Source organism: Streptomyces sp. NBC_01320 (genome assembly GCF_035974375.1).
Lineage (GTDB): Bacteria > Actinomycetota > Actinomycetes > Streptomycetales > Streptomycetaceae > Streptomyces > Streptomyces yanii.
Genome location: NZ_CP108390.1, coordinates 763,099 through 778,506, shown reverse-complemented (window position 1 = coordinate 778,506; position 15,408 = coordinate 763,099). Strand labels below are relative to the sequence as shown.

General features: G+C 68.1%; 13 protein-coding genes and 4 pseudogenes. 4 read left to right on the top strand and 13 right to left on the bottom strand.

All coding sequences use genetic code 11. The annotated features are described in order from the left end of the window. Positions 1-194: 194 nt before the first annotated feature. Positions 195-308: a mycothiol transferase gene (locus OG395_RS04030; RefSeq protein ID WP_442818730.1), complete on the bottom strand. Its 114-nt coding sequence runs from the start codon at positions 306-308 to the stop codon at positions 195-197. 9 nt (positions 309-317) lie between these two features. Further along, on the bottom strand, positions 318-443 hold the full coding sequence (locus OG395_RS04025; RefSeq protein WP_327249757.1) for a hypothetical protein: 126 nt from the start codon (positions 441-443) through the stop codon (positions 318-320). A 478-nt stretch (positions 444-921) separates the two neighbouring features. Between OG395_RS04025 and OG395_RS04020 the strand changes: the two genes are divergently transcribed. Both OG395_RS04020 and OG395_RS04015 read left to right on the top strand, forming a co-directional pair. Continuing rightward, a complete protein-coding gene (locus OG395_RS04020; protein WP_327241625.1) occupies positions 922-1,785 on the top strand; it encodes a hypothetical protein in 864 nt (287 codons plus the stop codon). A gap of 72 nt (positions 1,786-1,857) precedes the next feature. Beyond that, a pseudogene (locus tag OG395_RS04015) lies at positions 1,858-2,034 on the top strand (group II intron maturase-specific domain-containing protein); the annotation flags it as partial. Positions 2,035-2,213: 179 nt separating this feature from the next. Here OG395_RS04015 and OG395_RS04010 read toward each other — a convergent pair. The 6 genes and pseudogenes from OG395_RS04010 to OG395_RS03985 form a co-directional block, all read right to left on the bottom strand. Beyond that, complete coding sequence (locus tag OG395_RS04010) at positions 2,214-4,856, bottom strand: NPCBM/NEW2 domain-containing protein (protein WP_327241624.1); 2,643 nt, start codon at positions 4,854-4,856, stop codon at positions 2,214-2,216. Between the two features lie 736 nt (positions 4,857-5,592). Then, positions 5,593-5,974: pseudogene (locus OG395_RS04005) on the bottom strand (fumarylacetoacetate hydrolase family protein); the annotation flags it as partial. 113 nt (positions 5,975-6,087) lie between these two features. Then, a complete protein-coding gene (locus OG395_RS04000; protein WP_327241623.1) occupies positions 6,088-7,026 on the bottom strand; it encodes an alpha-L-fucosidase in 939 nt (312 codons plus the stop codon). A 38-nt stretch (positions 7,027-7,064) separates the two neighbouring features. Then, positions 7,065-7,238 (bottom strand): hypothetical protein, encoded by a 174-nt coding sequence (locus OG395_RS03995; protein WP_327241622.1) that lies wholly within the window; start codon positions 7,236-7,238, stop codon positions 7,065-7,067. Positions 7,239-7,761: 523 nt separating this feature from the next. Then, positions 7,762-9,819, bottom strand: coding sequence for an NPCBM/NEW2 domain-containing protein (locus OG395_RS03990; protein ID WP_327241621.1), 2,058 nt, complete (start codon positions 9,817-9,819; stop codon positions 7,762-7,764). Between the two features lie 495 nt (positions 9,820-10,314). After that, positions 10,315-10,404, bottom strand: a pseudogene (locus OG395_RS03985) (VOC family protein); the annotation flags it as partial. On the opposite strand from OG395_RS03985, the pseudogene OG395_RS58045 reads away from it, so the two are divergent. Further along, positions 10,393-10,560, top strand: a pseudogene (locus tag OG395_RS58045) (hypothetical protein); the annotation flags it as partial. The pseudogenes OG395_RS03985 and OG395_RS58045 overlap by 12 nt on opposite strands. Positions 10,561-10,638: 78 nt before the next feature. Here the strand turns inward: OG395_RS58045 and OG395_RS03980 are convergent. From OG395_RS03980 to OG395_RS03965, 4 genes are all read right to left on the bottom strand, one after another. Continuing rightward, entirely contained in the window at positions 10,639-12,879 is a 2,241-nt protein-coding gene (locus OG395_RS03980; protein WP_327241620.1) for a recombinase family protein, read from the bottom strand. After that, positions 12,815-12,994 carry a hypothetical protein gene (locus OG395_RS03975; RefSeq protein WP_266977829.1) on the bottom strand — a complete coding sequence of 60 codons (180 nt, stop codon included), beginning with the start codon at positions 12,992-12,994 and terminating at the stop codon, positions 12,815-12,817. Before OG395_RS03975 ends, OG395_RS03980 begins: the two co-directional genes overlap by 65 nt. 94 nt (positions 12,995-13,088) lie before the next feature. Beyond that, complete coding sequence (locus tag OG395_RS03970) at positions 13,089-13,592, bottom strand: helix-turn-helix domain-containing protein (protein WP_266977828.1); 504 nt, start codon at positions 13,590-13,592, stop codon at positions 13,089-13,091. A 174-nt stretch (positions 13,593-13,766) separates the two neighbouring features. Beyond that, positions 13,767-14,024: a DUF5372 family protein gene (locus tag OG395_RS03965; protein ID WP_266977827.1), complete on the bottom strand. Its 258-nt coding sequence runs from the start codon at positions 14,022-14,024 to the stop codon at positions 13,767-13,769. Positions 14,025-14,071: 47 nt separating this feature from the next. Between OG395_RS03965 and OG395_RS03960 the strand changes: the two genes are divergently transcribed. Next, positions 14,072-14,239, top strand: coding sequence for an IS3 family transposase (locus tag OG395_RS03960; protein WP_327241619.1), 168 nt, complete (start codon positions 14,072-14,074; stop codon positions 14,237-14,239). A gap of 178 nt (positions 14,240-14,417) precedes the next feature. On the opposite strand, the gene OG395_RS03955 is transcribed toward OG395_RS03960, so the two are convergent. Next, on the bottom strand, positions 14,418-15,404 hold the full coding sequence (locus OG395_RS03955) for a sugar kinase (protein ID WP_327241618.1): 987 nt from the start codon (positions 15,402-15,404) through the stop codon (positions 14,418-14,420). Positions 15,405-15,408: the final 4 nt, after the last annotated feature.

The window sequence follows — 15,408 nt, the reverse complement described above, 5'->3', positions numbered from 1 at the left end:
CCTTTGCTGGAAGGGCAGTTGGAGCGTCAGGGGCAGATGATGAACCAGTGCCCTCCGGGTGTCACCCGGAGCGCCACCCTCCGGAAAGCTTTGGCGCATTTCCGACGTCTGGCGGGATGAGATCCGTACCAGGTGGGACGTTGCGTGGTCAGCGATGCCGTGGGCGGCGCAGTCGGGAAGGTGGCTGGCCGACGTCACGGCCCGACGCGTCTTCCTGCCGCGGCCCCGAGCCCCGTCCGGCCGTCGAGCAGTTCGCGCACGATGTCGAGATGAGCGGAGTGCCGCGCGGACTCCTCGATCATGTGCAGGACGATCCATCAGAGGTCGGTGACCTCGCCCCCGCGTGTACCCGGGTGGCGGCCACGAGGACGTGCCGACAGCGCGGTGGCGGCGAGGACGGCGTCCGAGCGGCGGCACTGCTCGCGATAGAAGATGAAGACCACGTCCGGCGTCTGTGGCGTCGCCGGCGGAGCGTCGTCATTGGCCGGGCCCGGGGCCCTGCGAGTGCCGATTAATCATCCGGCCTGTTCAGGCAGCATGTTGGCACTCGTGGAGGTGCCGCCGAGTCGGTCTCGTCGGCGGACTTCCACATACCTGATCTGCGCCGGCACGTTGATCGGTTCGGGTAGTGGGCCAAGCGGCGCTTGCTTCAGCGTTCGATGCGGTCGGGCGGGCGATGGCGGCGGAGGGCGCGGTGTGTGTGTTCGGCGACCCGGGCCGGGGCAAGACCGCGGCCGTGCGGATGGCGCTCCGTGAAGTGCCCGTGGGCTGGAAGGTGACGTGGGTGCCGGTGCCGGTGCGCCCGTCGGTGGCCGGCATGAGGCGGGCGGTGTTCGACGCTCTGGCGCTGCCGGGCCGCCGGCGATCATGCTTGTTCCCGCGCCTGTCGTCACGAGCAGGTCAGGCTGTATGTATGCCGTCATGGAATTCACGTGGCTGCCGTCCGGCAGCGGCCCACTTCTCGCAATGGGCTGGTTGCTGCTCGTTGGTCTGGCGATGGCGGTCTGGGGCCGTTGGATGGCGCGGAGAGCCGCCGCGGGGCACGGGGTCCGGATCTGGTGCAGGCTGCATGGCTTCGCGCCGCCGTACCCCCGGCGCTTCGTCCGCGGACGCGTGCGGCTGCTGCCCCAGGCGGGCGTCGTGGAATTCCGGCCGTACGGGCGCGGGGCCCTGCGGCTGGCGTGCGGCGGCACCGTGCAGCAGGTGAGCAAGGTGAAGTGGGGTGGCAGCGGCGGCATGTGGGGGCATCGGGAGGTCGACTATCTACCTGTACCAGAGGGCGGTGCCGTCCGGATCTGGGTGCCCACGCCGCACTCACGGACCCTGCTGGCGATGCTCACCACGGCTCCGGCAGTGCAGGAGAGCGCTCCAGATGCTCCAGCCCGGGCAGGGTCGCCGCTCTGGCGTTTCCTGGGCGGCGAGCCTGTCGCCCTTCTCCTGGTGGGTGCTGCGGTGCTGCTGCCAGTCGCTTTCGTCTACGGTTTGGGCCGCCCGGTCACCGCCCACGTTGCAACGACCGGACACGGTGCCGCAGACACCTGCCTGATTACCTGGACGGACCCCTGGGACGGCGATCGGCACGAGACCAGCCGCTACTGCGGCAACCGGCAGCCCGGCGACCCGATCGACGTCATCGCCCTGGAGCGCCCCCTACGCGGCTCGGCAACCGGGACTGTCTTACCAGCCGCCCTGTGGAGCTTCCTCTCCGCGCCGTTCCTGCTGCTGGGCATCATCCTCGCCCTCGTGTACGGCATCGGCGACGCCCGCAGCTGGCCACCCCGCTGACGGCACGGTGCCGGTGATCTCCTCCAGCGGGCGTGAGTCGTTCCTGGAGGAGATCCGGTCCGCAGAACGGCCACCGGCCTGCCGCTGGACGAACTGCTCATCCAGATCAACCGGATGTTGTTCGGCTGGTGCATGTACTTCCGCCCCGGTGTGTCCAGCGCGACCTTCCAGTACCTGAGCTCATACATATGGAGCCAGGTCATGAAGTGGCTGCGCCGCAAGCACCTCCGGATCGGGCCTGTACGGTGATCGGTGTAACTCCCGAGTTCGCTCGCCTCGATGCCCGGTACACCGGCACATCACTCGCCCGCACCCGGGTTCCCTCTTCGCAGCACTCCGCCCCACCGGATCATCAGACCCGATGAGGCGGAGTTCACCAACAGCGTTCGGGGATCGGCCGAGGCGGCGGTGCCTGTCGGTGCCGGATGTCAGTCAGTCGGCACCAGGCGGGCGTCGGCCCAGTCGGCGTGGTCGGAGGAATTTCCGTTGCCGCCGTCGGTGACGCGAAGAGTCAGCTCCCGGACCGAGGTGACATCGACGTCGATGGTGCGCGCCGGGTCGTTCCCGGTCATGACCGGGGTGGTCGCGATCACTTTGCCGTCGGCGACCACCTCGAAGGCGACCGAGCCATTGTTGCCCACCTCGTCGTCCACGCCCACCTGGGAGATGAAGCGCTTGTACCGGCCGTCGAGCTGGACGGAGACCGAGCTGGCGGCGTGCACTCCGAGCCCTTTGTCGAATCGGGTGCCGCCGATCTGCAGAGGGTTGCCGTCGCCGCCACTGTTCTCGCCGTTGGAGGTGTCACGCTCCACTGGGCCCCAGCCGTTGGACTCTGCGGCGAAAGGCAGCTCGCTGACGTAGGCGGTCCTGTCGCATTCAGGTGATGCCGGATCGCCGCCGACGGTCATCGTCAGGGGGCGGGAGACGAGTTGGCCGGTCTCCGTCTTGACGATCGCTGTCACCTCCGCGGTGCCCGCGGCGACCGCCGTCGCCGTACCGTCTGGTGCGACCCTCAGTACCTCCGGCTTGCTCGATCGGAACTTCGGTGCCTGGACCACCGGAAGGATGTTGTCCTGCCCGAACCGAATGTCGTCCCCGTCCACGGTGACCTGGTCGGCTTGCGTCGCCTCAAGGTCGCCCCGCAGGTTCAGCCCGTTGTCGTACTTATTGTCCTGGATGAGGACGTCACTCGAGCCGCGGAAGCGGAACAGGGACGAGGTGTTGGGTCCCTTGGTCGCGGAGGCGCGGACCGGCGTCGTGGCGCCCACCGCGGGACACGGGTTCTCGGCCCGCACGGCGACGAGTTGGTCACGGTCGAGGCGCTTGACGTCGTTGCCGAGGAACGTGATGTCGCGGACACTCTTGGCGTTCACCAGCTGGACGTTGCCGATACGGAAATCGTTGTGCTCGACGTGGATCCCCTGGTGCACCGGGTTCGCGGGGTCGAGCACCTGGTTCGTCGGATCAACGAAGATCACCGGGCTGGACGGTCGGAGGAAGGTGTTGCGCCGGATGAGCACGTCTCGCACCGGCCCCGACTCGTACCACTGGTAGCCATCGGCGCCGATGGAGATGCTTGACATGGCCATGCCGTCGAAGACGTTGTCCTCGATGACGACGGGTCGCCGCGTCGTGACGAGGATTCCCCGGGTCGGCACGTTCCGGAAGGTGTTGCCGGTGATCCGCGCCGAGGGCGTGTACGTCGTGTTCTCGACGACGAAACCGCCCGCGGTGACGACGTCGGGGATCGCCCGGTCGAATGTCACGGTCATGTTCGTCAGGGATTTGTCGTGGTCCTGACCAGACGGTCCGTCGACACTGCGGACCGTAGCGGTGCCGCCGGGTACGACCGCCATGGTGCGCTTGTCAGTGATCTCGACCTGGTCACCCGGATGGAACTGGGGGAAGCCTGCGGTCTCGTTGTGCATATAGGACAGCACCAACGTGTCCGGCGCGAGCCGCTGGGTCACCTGGAGGTACGTACCGTGGATGTTGATGGGGTCGTCATGCGGCCCGTCGAAGATGTTGTTCGTGATGGTCACGGCACCCTTGACCCCGGACATTTGGATGAAGTCGGCGAAGCTCGCGGTCGTGCGTCCGGTGGCGGGGTCGGTGCGGAACTCGTTGCCGTCGATGGTGATGTTCTCGCTCAACTGCCCGACGATGCCGAAGCCGTGCAGGTATCGGGCCGCGATCCCGCGGAGAGTCACGTCGCTCGACTCCCAGATCAACCCGCCTGCGGTGTCCCGATCCGTCTGCCGCATTTGGTAGACCAGTCCCCGGTCGGACGGCGCGGTGGAGGACTGGTAGTCGATGCGGATGCGCTTGTCGCCGAGGTCGGTGACCGCTGCCACGTTCTCGAAAAGCGGTCTTGGGCCGCGCCAGGTGCGCTGTGTTTTGGGGTCGTGGGTCTGGGTGTACTGCATCTTGTCGACGCCGCTCCAGTAGGGCTGGCCGGTCGTCGGGCTCGTCTCACCGAGCCAGGTCACGTGGTTGTCCGCGACGCGGTAGAGCGTCCCCGGCGGGAGGTCGAGGATCCGGTAGGCCCTGCCGTTGGCGGTGCCCGTTTCGGCCACCGTGGCGTCGATGACCTTCGGGGTCGTGTAGTCGAAGCTGAAGTTCGTCGCGGTGACGTGCTGTGACCGGATGACAGCGAAGGCGCTCATCAGCCCGTGGAACTGAAGGTGTGATCCATCCCCGTCGATCACGACATCCTTCATGTCCTCGATGAGGAGACCGATCCGCTTGTTGCGGTAGCGCTGGTCGGCGCCGGCGGTGTTGGAGATGTAGAGCTCCCGCGATTCCGCCTGCTCGGGATAGAGCTGGTACGTGCCGTGGGGGAAGAGCACGCGGACCGGGCCGTCGACCGACTTGGCATGCTTCAATGCGGCGGCCACCGCGGCGGCGCTGTCGGATCGCCCGGTCGGGTCCGCACCGAAATCGGTCACCCGTACGACCGTTGCTGACGCCCCCTGCGCCGCCCCGACAGGCGTCACCAGGAAGCTGAGGAGTACGCCGACGAGGAACATGCCAGCGGCGCGGCGGACGGCTCTAATGGATGGCAGGCGCATTGCGGGTGGTTGGCGCATCATGAATGACCTTTTCTGAGGTTCCCGGAACGAGCGGAGGAGGGTTGCTGGAATCGTTGATCAGGCGGGTGTCCAGAAACGGCGGGTCAGCTCGACGATCTGCTGCCCGACCCACGTGCACGGTCAGAGTCGGGCGGTGCCGAGGGGTGGGGGTGCCCGCTGCGGGCGGAGTGATGGAGGGTCTGGGCGGGGAGCGGGGCTTAACGGCCATGGTCGGTCCTCGCTTGTCGTAGACCGGCAAGTCGTGCGGGTCGCTTTCTCCACCGGAGAAGGCGTGTTCAGGGGTCGTGCGGTGAGGAGAGCGAGATGGCCGTCGAGCGGCCGGGTGCGGATGCTCGGAAGAGAGATGGAACCTCAAAACCAACCAGAAACCATCAGACTCAAACGGGCACACACATGACACTGCTCATTACGGGAGAGTGTCAAGCCTGTGTACGTGGGTGAGACGAGTCTGTGATGTTTCACCCGGGACGGGGTCGCTCCTCGGTCTTGGCGGCCTTCGGCATGCGAGGCAACTGCCGTGCTCCGCGCTGGTCTTGTCGTCGGGGGCCGCTGCGGAAGCGGCGCGCCGCACCAGTCACCCGACGCCGAGGCGACGCCCGAGGTGAAGTTGGCGGGCCCGCACCGATGGGCGGTGTGGCGAACTCGGTCCCCACGCCACCCTTGGGGCAGCGCCCTCAACAAGCGCGCTGTCGAATCACTGAACAAGGCCGGCGCCTTCGACCTCCCAGTTCGTCCGGGTCGAACGGCGCGGGATCAGCACCTGGTCGTACGCGCCGACCACGGTGGCGGGGTCCTTCATGAACACCACCGGGCGGGCCGGGATGGGTGCGCCGGTCTCCTCTGCGTGGTCTCGGTAGTTCAGCCCGATGCAGACGACCTTGCCGGGCCGGGCGATCGGGGCGCCCACCCGCAGTCCCTTGGTGTCCAGCACCGGCAGGGACTCCGAGGCCAGCGCCTCGCGGATCCGGCCGATTCCTCCGGCGGCGAGGAAGGCCCTGTCGATGTCGGCGGTGAGTCCGAGAGGCCGCACCCTTGTCGTCACCGGGTCGGACGGCTGGGATCTCCTTGCCGGGTGCGCCAAGACGCATCAGCTTCATGTCGTAGCTCCTGTCCTGGAGGAAGTTCCTCCACGCCTTGGCAGTTCGGATGTGGCGGGGCTCGGCTGACGGAGGGCCGGATGTGTTCGCCCGTCGCAAGGGAACCCGGGGCGTCAGTGGCGCCGCAGCGGGCCTGATCTGTCGGTGCGGCCTCGACGCGCGCGCCTCTGCGCCGCTGTCAGCGGCCGGTGGTGGGCGCAAGCTCGATCTTCACGACGGTGTCGACCGGGTCCGGCAGCGGGTAGATGAAGTGCCCGACCTCGCCGAACTGGACGAAGAGGATGTCGAGGTAGGAGGCCAAGACCCATTCCTCGCAGAGCTTGAGCTCGCGGCCGTCGGCGAGCAGGGTGACGCGTTCGATCCGGTCCTTGGGTACACCGGTCAGCGGCAGCGGGCCGATCGGGGCTCGCAGGACGTGCGCGTACACCGTCGAGCCGGTGCGGGTGTAGTAGCCACTCGGGGGTGCCGAGCCCTGCGGGGCCGGCGCCGTACACGGACTCGCCGTTGACGGCGAGCCAGCCACCGATCTCGCGGAGACGCTCGACCGCGTCGGGCTGGATGGTGCCATGCCGGTCCGGGCCGACGTTGAGCAGCAGGTTCCCGCCCTTGGCGACGCACTCTACGAGCTTGGTGACCATCTGCTCCGGCGACTTCCACAGTTCGTCGCCGGCGAAGTACCCCCAGTTGTTGTTGAGCGTGGTGCATGCCTTCCACGGCACCGGCGTGCCGTCGGGGGTGTGGAAGCCCTCGACCGGGATCACCTGCTCCGGGGAGACGAAGTCCCCGCAGTACGTGGTGGGCTCGTCGGTGACGATGGAGCCCATGCCCTCGCCGCTGGTCTCCAGACGGTTGTCCATGATGACGTCCGGCTGGAGTTCGCGGACCATCCGGACGAGTTCGGCGGCGCCCCACTCCTCCGGGCCCATCCCCTTGTACGAGAAGTCGAACCACGGGCCCATCCCGTTGTACGAGAAGTCGAACCAGAGGATGTCCAGCTTGCCGTAGTTGGCGCACAGCTCCCTGACCTGCCCGTGCAGGAACGGGTCGTTCACCGACGTGTGACCCGGTGCCGTCGGCTCTCCTTGGTCGGTCAGGCGGAGGTGTGAAGCGGGACCGTCAGCTGCTTGAGCCAGGTTCCGGTGGTGAAGTCGCGGGCCTTGATGACGACCGCGCGGGGGCCCACCTCGACCTGGAGGCCCTGGTTGAAGGCGCCGCCGAGCGAGACCTCGCCGCCCTTGCCCTTATCAGTGCTACGGGGGCTCATTCAAGAGTTTCCGGACGCTGTAACCGCAGGTCAAACCCTTGAATGCGTCTCCTTGGCTGGCCAGTGTGGGGGGCGCTGATCCGGGGTTGCGCCGCTAAGGTGTCCACCGCTCGCTGGGCAGCACGGTACGGGTGGCGTGGTCGACGACGGAGACCAGATGGGGCTGACCGCCTGCCCGACATCCCGGCCGACGCATGCCGCTCGGCCTCTTCGAATGGGCGTCCTATGACGCCGCCGACGTCGAGGGGCTGCTGACGGGGCCGGTCCGGAGGCGGTCCGGCCGGCGCCGCCGTGGCGGCGCCGGCTGGGGTCCGGTGGGTCAGCGGCCGTTGCCGCGCAGGTGGCGGGCGTTCCTGTGCGCATCATCCTCGGCTTGATAGTCCTTCGGTCTGCCGTGATGTGTCCGACCTGAGGTCTACGTGCGCCGAGGATGATGTGCAGAGATCGCTGGTGGGAACGCGGATCCGACTCACCGCGGCGAAATGTGGCTAACTGCGCGGGTGAGAACGGACCGGCGGGTGGCTCAGTCGCAGACCACCCGGGTGTCGGCCCAGTCGGCGTGGTCGGAGTTGTTGCCGTCACCGCCGTCGGTGACCCTCAGCCTCAGTACGCTGACCCCCGTCACGTCGACATCGATGGGGCGGGCGCTGTCGGTGCCGCGCACGACAGGGGTGTCGGCGATTTGCCGGCCATCGCCGAGCACCTGATACGCCACCGAGCCTCGCTGCGTATCGTCATCGACACCAACCTCGGCATGGAAGGTGCGACAAGCACTGCCGAGCCAGAAGGTGATATCGCTGGTCGCGTGCGCCCCAAGGCCCTTGGCGTACGTCTTCCCGCCGATGGTCAGGGTCTTTCCGTCGCCGGCGACGGCACCAGCGTTGGACTTGTCGCGCTCGACCGGGCCCCACCCGTTGGACTCGCTCAGGAAGGGCAGGTCGCTGAGATACGCGGTTCCGCTCGGGTTGTTGGGGGGCGGCGCCAACATCTGTCCGGACGCCTGGTCACCGTTTTCCGCGCCCTGGTAGGTGGCCTGCGCGGACAGCGGGTGGTAGCCGATCGCGGCATCCGCGGGTGCGGTGACGGTCCAGGTCGTCGTCGCCGACTTGCCGGGGGCGATGGCGTTGAAGGTGGTGGGGGAGGTGGCCTTCGCCGTCCATCCGCTGGGCACCGTCAGGCCGACGGAGGCGGACTCCAGCGCGGTGGGGCTGCTGTCATTGGTGTACGTGGTCGTCACGGTGGTTGTGGAGCCGGGCTTGATGACCCCTGAGCCGCCGATCGTGACCTTGTGCGGCGGGACGAAGCTGGGCACGTGCCACTTCTGGTTGACCGTGCCGTCGCAGTCCCGGAGTTCCGCCGGAGTTCCGTTGGCGATGTCCGCGCCGGGGACGGTCAGGCAGCGGCCGGACGCCGGGTTGAGCAGAGAACCGTCCTTTCCGGGCCGCCAGGTCTGCGCCGGGGCGCCGTCGCAGTCGGCAAGGTCGGTCTTCGCGTCCGCGGTGGCGGTCAGGCACTTGTCGGACTGGCGGATCGTGCCGTCCGCGTGCCTGATCCACTGCTGGTTGGCGGCGGCTTCGCAGGGCCACAGGCCGAGCGCGCCCGCCTTGGCCGGATCGGTCTGGTGGTTCTCCAGGCATCGCCCGGCCATGCCTTGCAGACGCTCGGTCTTGGACATGTCCCACACGTCGGTGATCGTGGAGACGTCCGCGTCGGCCGTGTGGTTGATGTGGTCCAGGCCGTACATGTCCAGCAGCGTGCGCAGCACGTTGTAGTGGTTGATCTTCTCGCTGTACTCGCCGGCCTTGGCCATCGGCCCGACCATGATCGTCGGGATGTGGTTGGCCGGGGTGAAGTCGTCCTCGTCCCAGGTCAGCACGAAGAGGCTGTTGTGCGTCTTGGCCCACTGGATGTACGACTCGAAGGTGTTCTTGACGAAGGCGTCACCCTGGGCGATGGTGCCGTCGTGCATGCTCTGCTGGCCGTTGCCCACGTAGAAGGAGACGGTGGGCAGCTTGGCGAACCCGTCCGGCGTGGTCGGGAACTCCTCCTGCCGCTTGTCCATCGGGTTCAGGTTGCCCGGTACGCCCGGGATGTTCTTGTAGCGGAGCCACTGGGTGGGCTGGCCCTGGTTGGCGTAGTCCGCGAAGTTGTACCCGTGGGTCACCAGCTGGTTGGGCAGGTTGTCGGTGTCGACGGACTGCGGGGCCGGCCAGTCGCTGGTCTTCACGATGTCCGAGCCGGACAGCAGCGAGTAGTAGTTGGGCAGGCTCGGGTGCGTAATGCCGTACGAGTTGGTGAACGACGCACCCTGGGCGGTCAGGGACTTGATGTACGGCGCCTGGTCCTGAGGTTTGGTGGACGGGTTGTTGAGGACGTCGTCGTAGCCCTTGTTCTCCATCATCACCATGACCACGTGGTCCGGCTTGGGAACCGCGGTGGATCCCACGACGACCGAAGAGCCGGTGTCCGAGGGTGCGGTGTCCGGGGTCGCCGCGGCCGCGGAGACCGCACCTGGAAGGGCGATGCATGCCAGCAGGACCGAGGCCATCATGCCTCGGATGCGTGTGCGCGGTATGCGCATCCTGTGCTTCCTTATTGTTTGTATTCGGTTTTGCCGAAATGGCCCGCGGGCTTCCCCCTCGACCGATCGCGGACGAGTCGGGCGATCGCGCACGGGCTGACGGCACGGTGAAGACCATCGCGAAATGCAAACCGCCGTGGCGTTCGCTTCTCGCTTTCCGCTCATGAAGCCCTAGCCAAATTAGAGCCGCTTGGTTGCCGACCCAGAACTGGTCGGTGAACTTCTCCCAAAATGGGAGTTCTCGTGTTGTTGTCCGGGGTGGTTCTCGTTTCGATGTCCAGCGGCTGATGCCGTGGGGTGGGCGGATTGGCTTGTCTTGCGGGGGTGTTCGGGGTGGAGGTTGAGGTGTTGGGTGTGGACAGCGAAGTGAGGCGAGTTGGTCGATAGATGAGAATTGCCTGGTCAACAGGGTGAGAACCCCAACAGCGAGGTCTTCTCGGCAACGTGACGGTTGCGGTGTGTGAAGGGGTGTGGGTGCCCGCTCGCGGCCTAGTTCTACGGTGCCAGGGTGCGTAGGACGCAGAACTCGTTGCCCTCGGGGTCTGCCATGACTACCCAGTTTCGGTCTGAGCCTTGGCCCACATCCATCTCGCAACCCGTGAGGAGGTCGGCTATGCGATCGCCGACCACCACCGCGCCGAACTCGTCGTCGACGCGCTCAAGATGGCCGTCGGCCGTGGAGCACTGAAGAAGGGCTGCATCGCACACTCGGACCGCGTATCGGAATACACATCGCGCGAATACCGTAAGCAGATACGGAAGTCGAAGCTGAGGCAGAGTATGGGCAGAACGGGCTCCTGTTACGATAAACCGTTGCCATCACACTGCGCTCCTTCGGGATTCTGCGGACAGAGCGGCCTGTTGGGCCGCGATGCGGTCGCTGAGCCTGATGCCCTGGGCGACCTCGGGTGCGGGGTGGTCGGGGCCGGGTGGGTGGAAGAGGTAGCAGTTCTTGTCGTTGTAGGCGATGCCGTGGATGAGGCCGGTGCGCCGCCAGATCTTGACGGTGGTTTCGCTGACGCCGATCGCGTCGGCGTACTCGGTGAAGCTGAGCAGGCCGCGTGCCCGCAGACGGTCGTAGCGGTGGGTGAGGTGGTAGACGTCGCGGATGTTGCGGACCAGCAGGGCGGTGAAGGGCTGGCCCTTGCCGCTGGCGTGACCACGCGCGTTGAGAATCGCGGCGATCTCGCGGTGGGTGTGGTCCTCCAGGAGCTGGTCGATCAGGTCGACGGTGGCCGCGGGGGTCTTCCAGACCTTCCCGCCGGCCAGCGGCATGGGGAGGTTCAGGGTGTGGTGCTGCCCGGCGGACAGCCGGATCTGCGCGGTGATCTGGTCGGTGCGAGTGAGGGTGACATCGGTGATCAGGAGGCGGGCGATGCGTTTGCGTTCCCGCATCGGGGTGTCGGCATCGGCCCACAGGCGGTGGACGTCGGCGGCCAGGGTGCCCAGCCGGTCGCGGACGGCTGCCTCGAGCGGGGCGGCCTCGCTCTTGGCGCGTTCGTAGGTGTCCTTGGCCTCGGTGACCTCGCGCAGGGCGCGGTTCCAGTCGGCTTCCAGGGCGTCGGCGACCAGGCGGTTGTCGGGGTCGACGGCGAGGTAGCGGCGCCGGGCGAGGTCGGCGTGGTGCTGGGCCCGTTTCACGTGGCTGGCCCTGAGCTGGTCGGCCTCGGCGGCGCGGGCGGTGAGCTGGTCGGTGACTTTCAGGGCGGCGTCGATGGCCAGCGGGGTGAGAGCGCCCAGGACGAGGCGGGCGACGGCGGCGTCCAGGGCCTTGCCGGGCAGGCGTTCGCAGATCCGGGCGCCGTCCTGGATGGCATGGGTCATGCACCGGTAGTCGGGCAGGAGTTCGCCGCGGTGCAAGCGGTAGCCGACCGTCATCCGCCGGCCGCACTTCCCGCAGATCACCAGCCCCTGCAGCAGCGCCGGCCCTTCCCGCGGCGGCCCGGCCTTGCTCCCCTCGCCCCGGCCGGTCGCGTTGGACAGGAGCAGTCGGCCGTTGTCCTCCCACTGCTCGAAGGAGGGGTAGCCCTCGTGGTGGTCCTCGATCAACGCGGTCCACTGCTCGCGCGGGACGTCGGACAGCGTGGTCTTCCCCTCCGGGGTGCGGCCGGAACGTTTCCGTCCGTAGACGAACGCGCCCGCATAGCAGGGGTTGTGCAGCATGTTCAGTACCCGCCAGTGCTTCAGCGGGCCCCAGACCAGCTCACCCTTGTGGGCGCCGGTGCGGATCCGGGCGGGGAAGGACAGCTGGTCGGCGGCGAAGGCGATGACGACCTGGCGGGCCGAGCCACTCGCCGCGAACAGGGTGAAGACCCGCTCGACAGCGCCGCGGACCGCGGCATCAGGGTCCTTGACGATCCGGTCCAGTGGATCATGGACATAGCCGATCGGCAGGCACTGCTTCAGCTCCCCGCGCCGGGCCTTGGACAGCTGACCGCCCCGAAGACGCGCCTTGAGCAGGTGCAACTCCGCTTCGGACATGGTGCCTTTGAGCCCAAGGACGAGACGGTCGTTGAACGAGCGGGGATCGTAGAGACCGTCCTCGTCCAGGATCAGCGTCCCGGTCATCGCGCAGATCTCCAGGAGCCGATGCCAGTCGGTGTTGTTCCGCGCGAGGCGGGACACCTCCAGGCCGAGCACGATCCCGGCCCGCCCGAGCGAGACCTCGGAGACCAGCAGCTGGAAGCCGTCCCGGCCCGCCGCGGAAGCCCCGGACTGTCCCTGATCGGTGTCGATCACGGTGATCTGGCCCTCGCCCCAACCCAGCGCGATGGCCCGGCCCCGCAGCGCGTACTGCCGCTGGGTGGACTCGGTGTTGTTGACGACCTGCTTCAGCGAGGACTGACGGACATAGAGATACGCCCCTCGCCGGAGTTGATCAGCGGTGACCTTCCCCGCTCCGGACGGCTGATCCTGCATGACGGACTCCCTTACGAGCGCAACACTCCCGGTGACGGTGACGGTGACGGTGACGGTGACGGTGACGGTGACGGGATCAGGGTGGCTGGAGGCGTCCCAGGACCAGCGAGGCCAGGGCGTCGACGAGTTCGGCTGCGACATCAGCGGTGACATCGCCCCCGGCCGCCGGGGCCGCAGGCCCCGGCGGCTTGTCACGGACGGCGACCAGAGCGAGGATCGCGCGACTCCAGGCGGCCATGCCCGAGCGGGCCAGCACCGCGAAACCGTGCCGCCATCCACCGCCGTGACCGTGAACGACCGCGGACCGCAGCCGCTCGTACTCCTCCGAGGTCCTTGTCCCGCCGTCCGCCTCAGCGGTCGGCGCCTCGTATGTTCTCCTCCTGGCCGTGGGCCCGGGCCTCGCGCCTGCGGGCCAGGGCCCGCTCGACGGACCGCGGGTGCACGGTGATCCCGAACGACTCGGCCACCACGACCGCCAAGGCCGGCGCCTTCAGCCCGGGGTTGGTCTCCAGCAGGGCCTCGAGGTGTTCCATGACCGGCCCGGTCAGCTTGCTGGGGCCCTTCGGGCCGGGCTTGCCCGGCGCCAGAGCCGCCGGGCCGCCCGCGTCCAGCGCGGCGGCGATCGCATAGAAAGACTGCCGGCAGAACCCGAACGCGGGCGCCGCCCGCGCCACGGGCACCTTGTCCACCCGCACCCGGCGCACCATCTCGTACTTGACCTGCACCAGATCGTACGGATCCAGGAACGGCGAGTTGATGAACGCCTCGTCCACCACCTGCTCGGGCCGCGGGTTGAGCGTCCGGGACTCCTCCAGGGCCCGCACCTTCGCCGGATCGACCACCCTCGTCGCCATGCCCGCCTCCTCTCCCGATGCCTGTCACCAGGATTCCGGCGCCACCGGGCCCGGCCAACCCCCAGGCCGATACCACGAGGAGTGAAAGAAGCAGGCCAGCGCATACCCCGGCGAAGAACGCGCCCCCATCCGGACCGGCGAGCTCCCCGAGCCACGGCACGAACACCACGACGCTCACGACGTGATCTCCCCGACACCCCGCAGCCGGTCGATCAACCCGGCCAGCTCCACCAGATCCTGCGTCCGGAACGGACACGAACCCTCGGCGGCGACCACGAACGCGTCCACCGGCGCCACCGACGTCCACTCCGTCGGGATCTTCGACCGGCCGCCCACCTCGTCGAAGTAGTACACCCGGTCCCCACGCCAGCACTGCCGACGCTCGATGAACTCCAACTCCAGCCCCGCCAGGGGATGGAACGGATGCGTCACCCGCACCCGCCCCTGACCTCCGTCTCCAGAGTCGGGATCACTTGCAGTTGACGGATCACGCCAACGCCGCAGCCGAGAGCTTCTTCGGACTGCTGAAAACGGAGATCGGGACCATCGTCTGGGAGTCCCACGAGGCCGCCCGTGCCGACGTCTTCCGCTTCATCGAGGTCGAGTACAACCGCACCCGCCTACGGAAACGCCCCGTCTACGGGTAGTCACCCCGCTCGAAACCAGAGTCCTGGCAACACAAGACCTCACCGCTGCAGCGTGACAGCCCGCTGTCCACGATCAAGGGGGAACTTCAGACCTGTGTTCTCCCATCTGCCGAGGCGATCATGCCTGGCTTCAGGGCCGCTACAAAATCCGGTTCAGCTCAGTGGCCGGATCGCCGGGTCACCCACCTTCTGCCCAATTCTCGGGTGCCGCGTCGAGTAGCTCGGCGAGGCGGGCGCGGTCCGGCAGCGGGCCGTGGTCGCCGGTCACCCGCAGTGCGGCGCCCACCGTCAGATGCCCCAGCCGCAGCGCCCGTACGGGTTCCTCGCCGCGCAGCAGCCCGGCGAGGAACCCAGCCGCGAACGCGTCACCGGCGCCCACCGGTTCGATGACTTCGCCCCTGGGCGCGGGCGCGGTGTGGACCCTGGGGCCGTCGAAGGCGGTGGCGGCCCGTGCACCGTCCTTGACGACGAGGATGGGCGGTTGCGGCAGCAAGTCCCGTACGGCGAAGGCGTCGGCCAGTCTGTCTCCCCACAGGGCCTGTGCCTCGTCGAGGCCCACGAACGTGATGTCCGCCCGTCGGGCGAGCCCGAGCAGCACGGTGGCCGCCGCACCGTCCGTCCACAGAGCGGCCCGGTGGTTGACGTCGAAGCTCACGGGGCACGGGCGTTCAGCAATGTCGGGCTCGAGCAGCGCGGTGACCAGGTCCCGGCAGCCTGCCGAGAGCGCCGGGGTGATGCCGCTCAGGTGGATGAGGCCTGCGGAGCGCACGGCGTTCTCGTCCAGGAGGTCCGGGGTCAGGGCCGAGGCGGCGGAGCCGCGGCGGTAGTAGTGGACCCGGGTGCCCTCGGTGCCGGGGTCCTTGACGAGGAGTCCGGTCGGGCGGTGCGGGTCGATGCGTACGCCGCTGATGTCGACACCGGACGCGGCCACCTCGGCGCGGATCCGGTGTCCGAACGGGTCGTCACCGAGCGCGGAGACCCAACGGGCGGGCACCCCGTGGTCGGCGAGGTACATCGCCACGTTGGACTCGGCGCCCGCGATCCGGATCCCGAGCAGACCGGCGCCGTGCAGCGGGGCGGCGGGTTCGGGGATCAGCGCGGCCATGGTCTCACCGATACAGGTCACCGGTCCCGTCACCGGCCGCCGGCCGGATTCGCGCGACATGTGA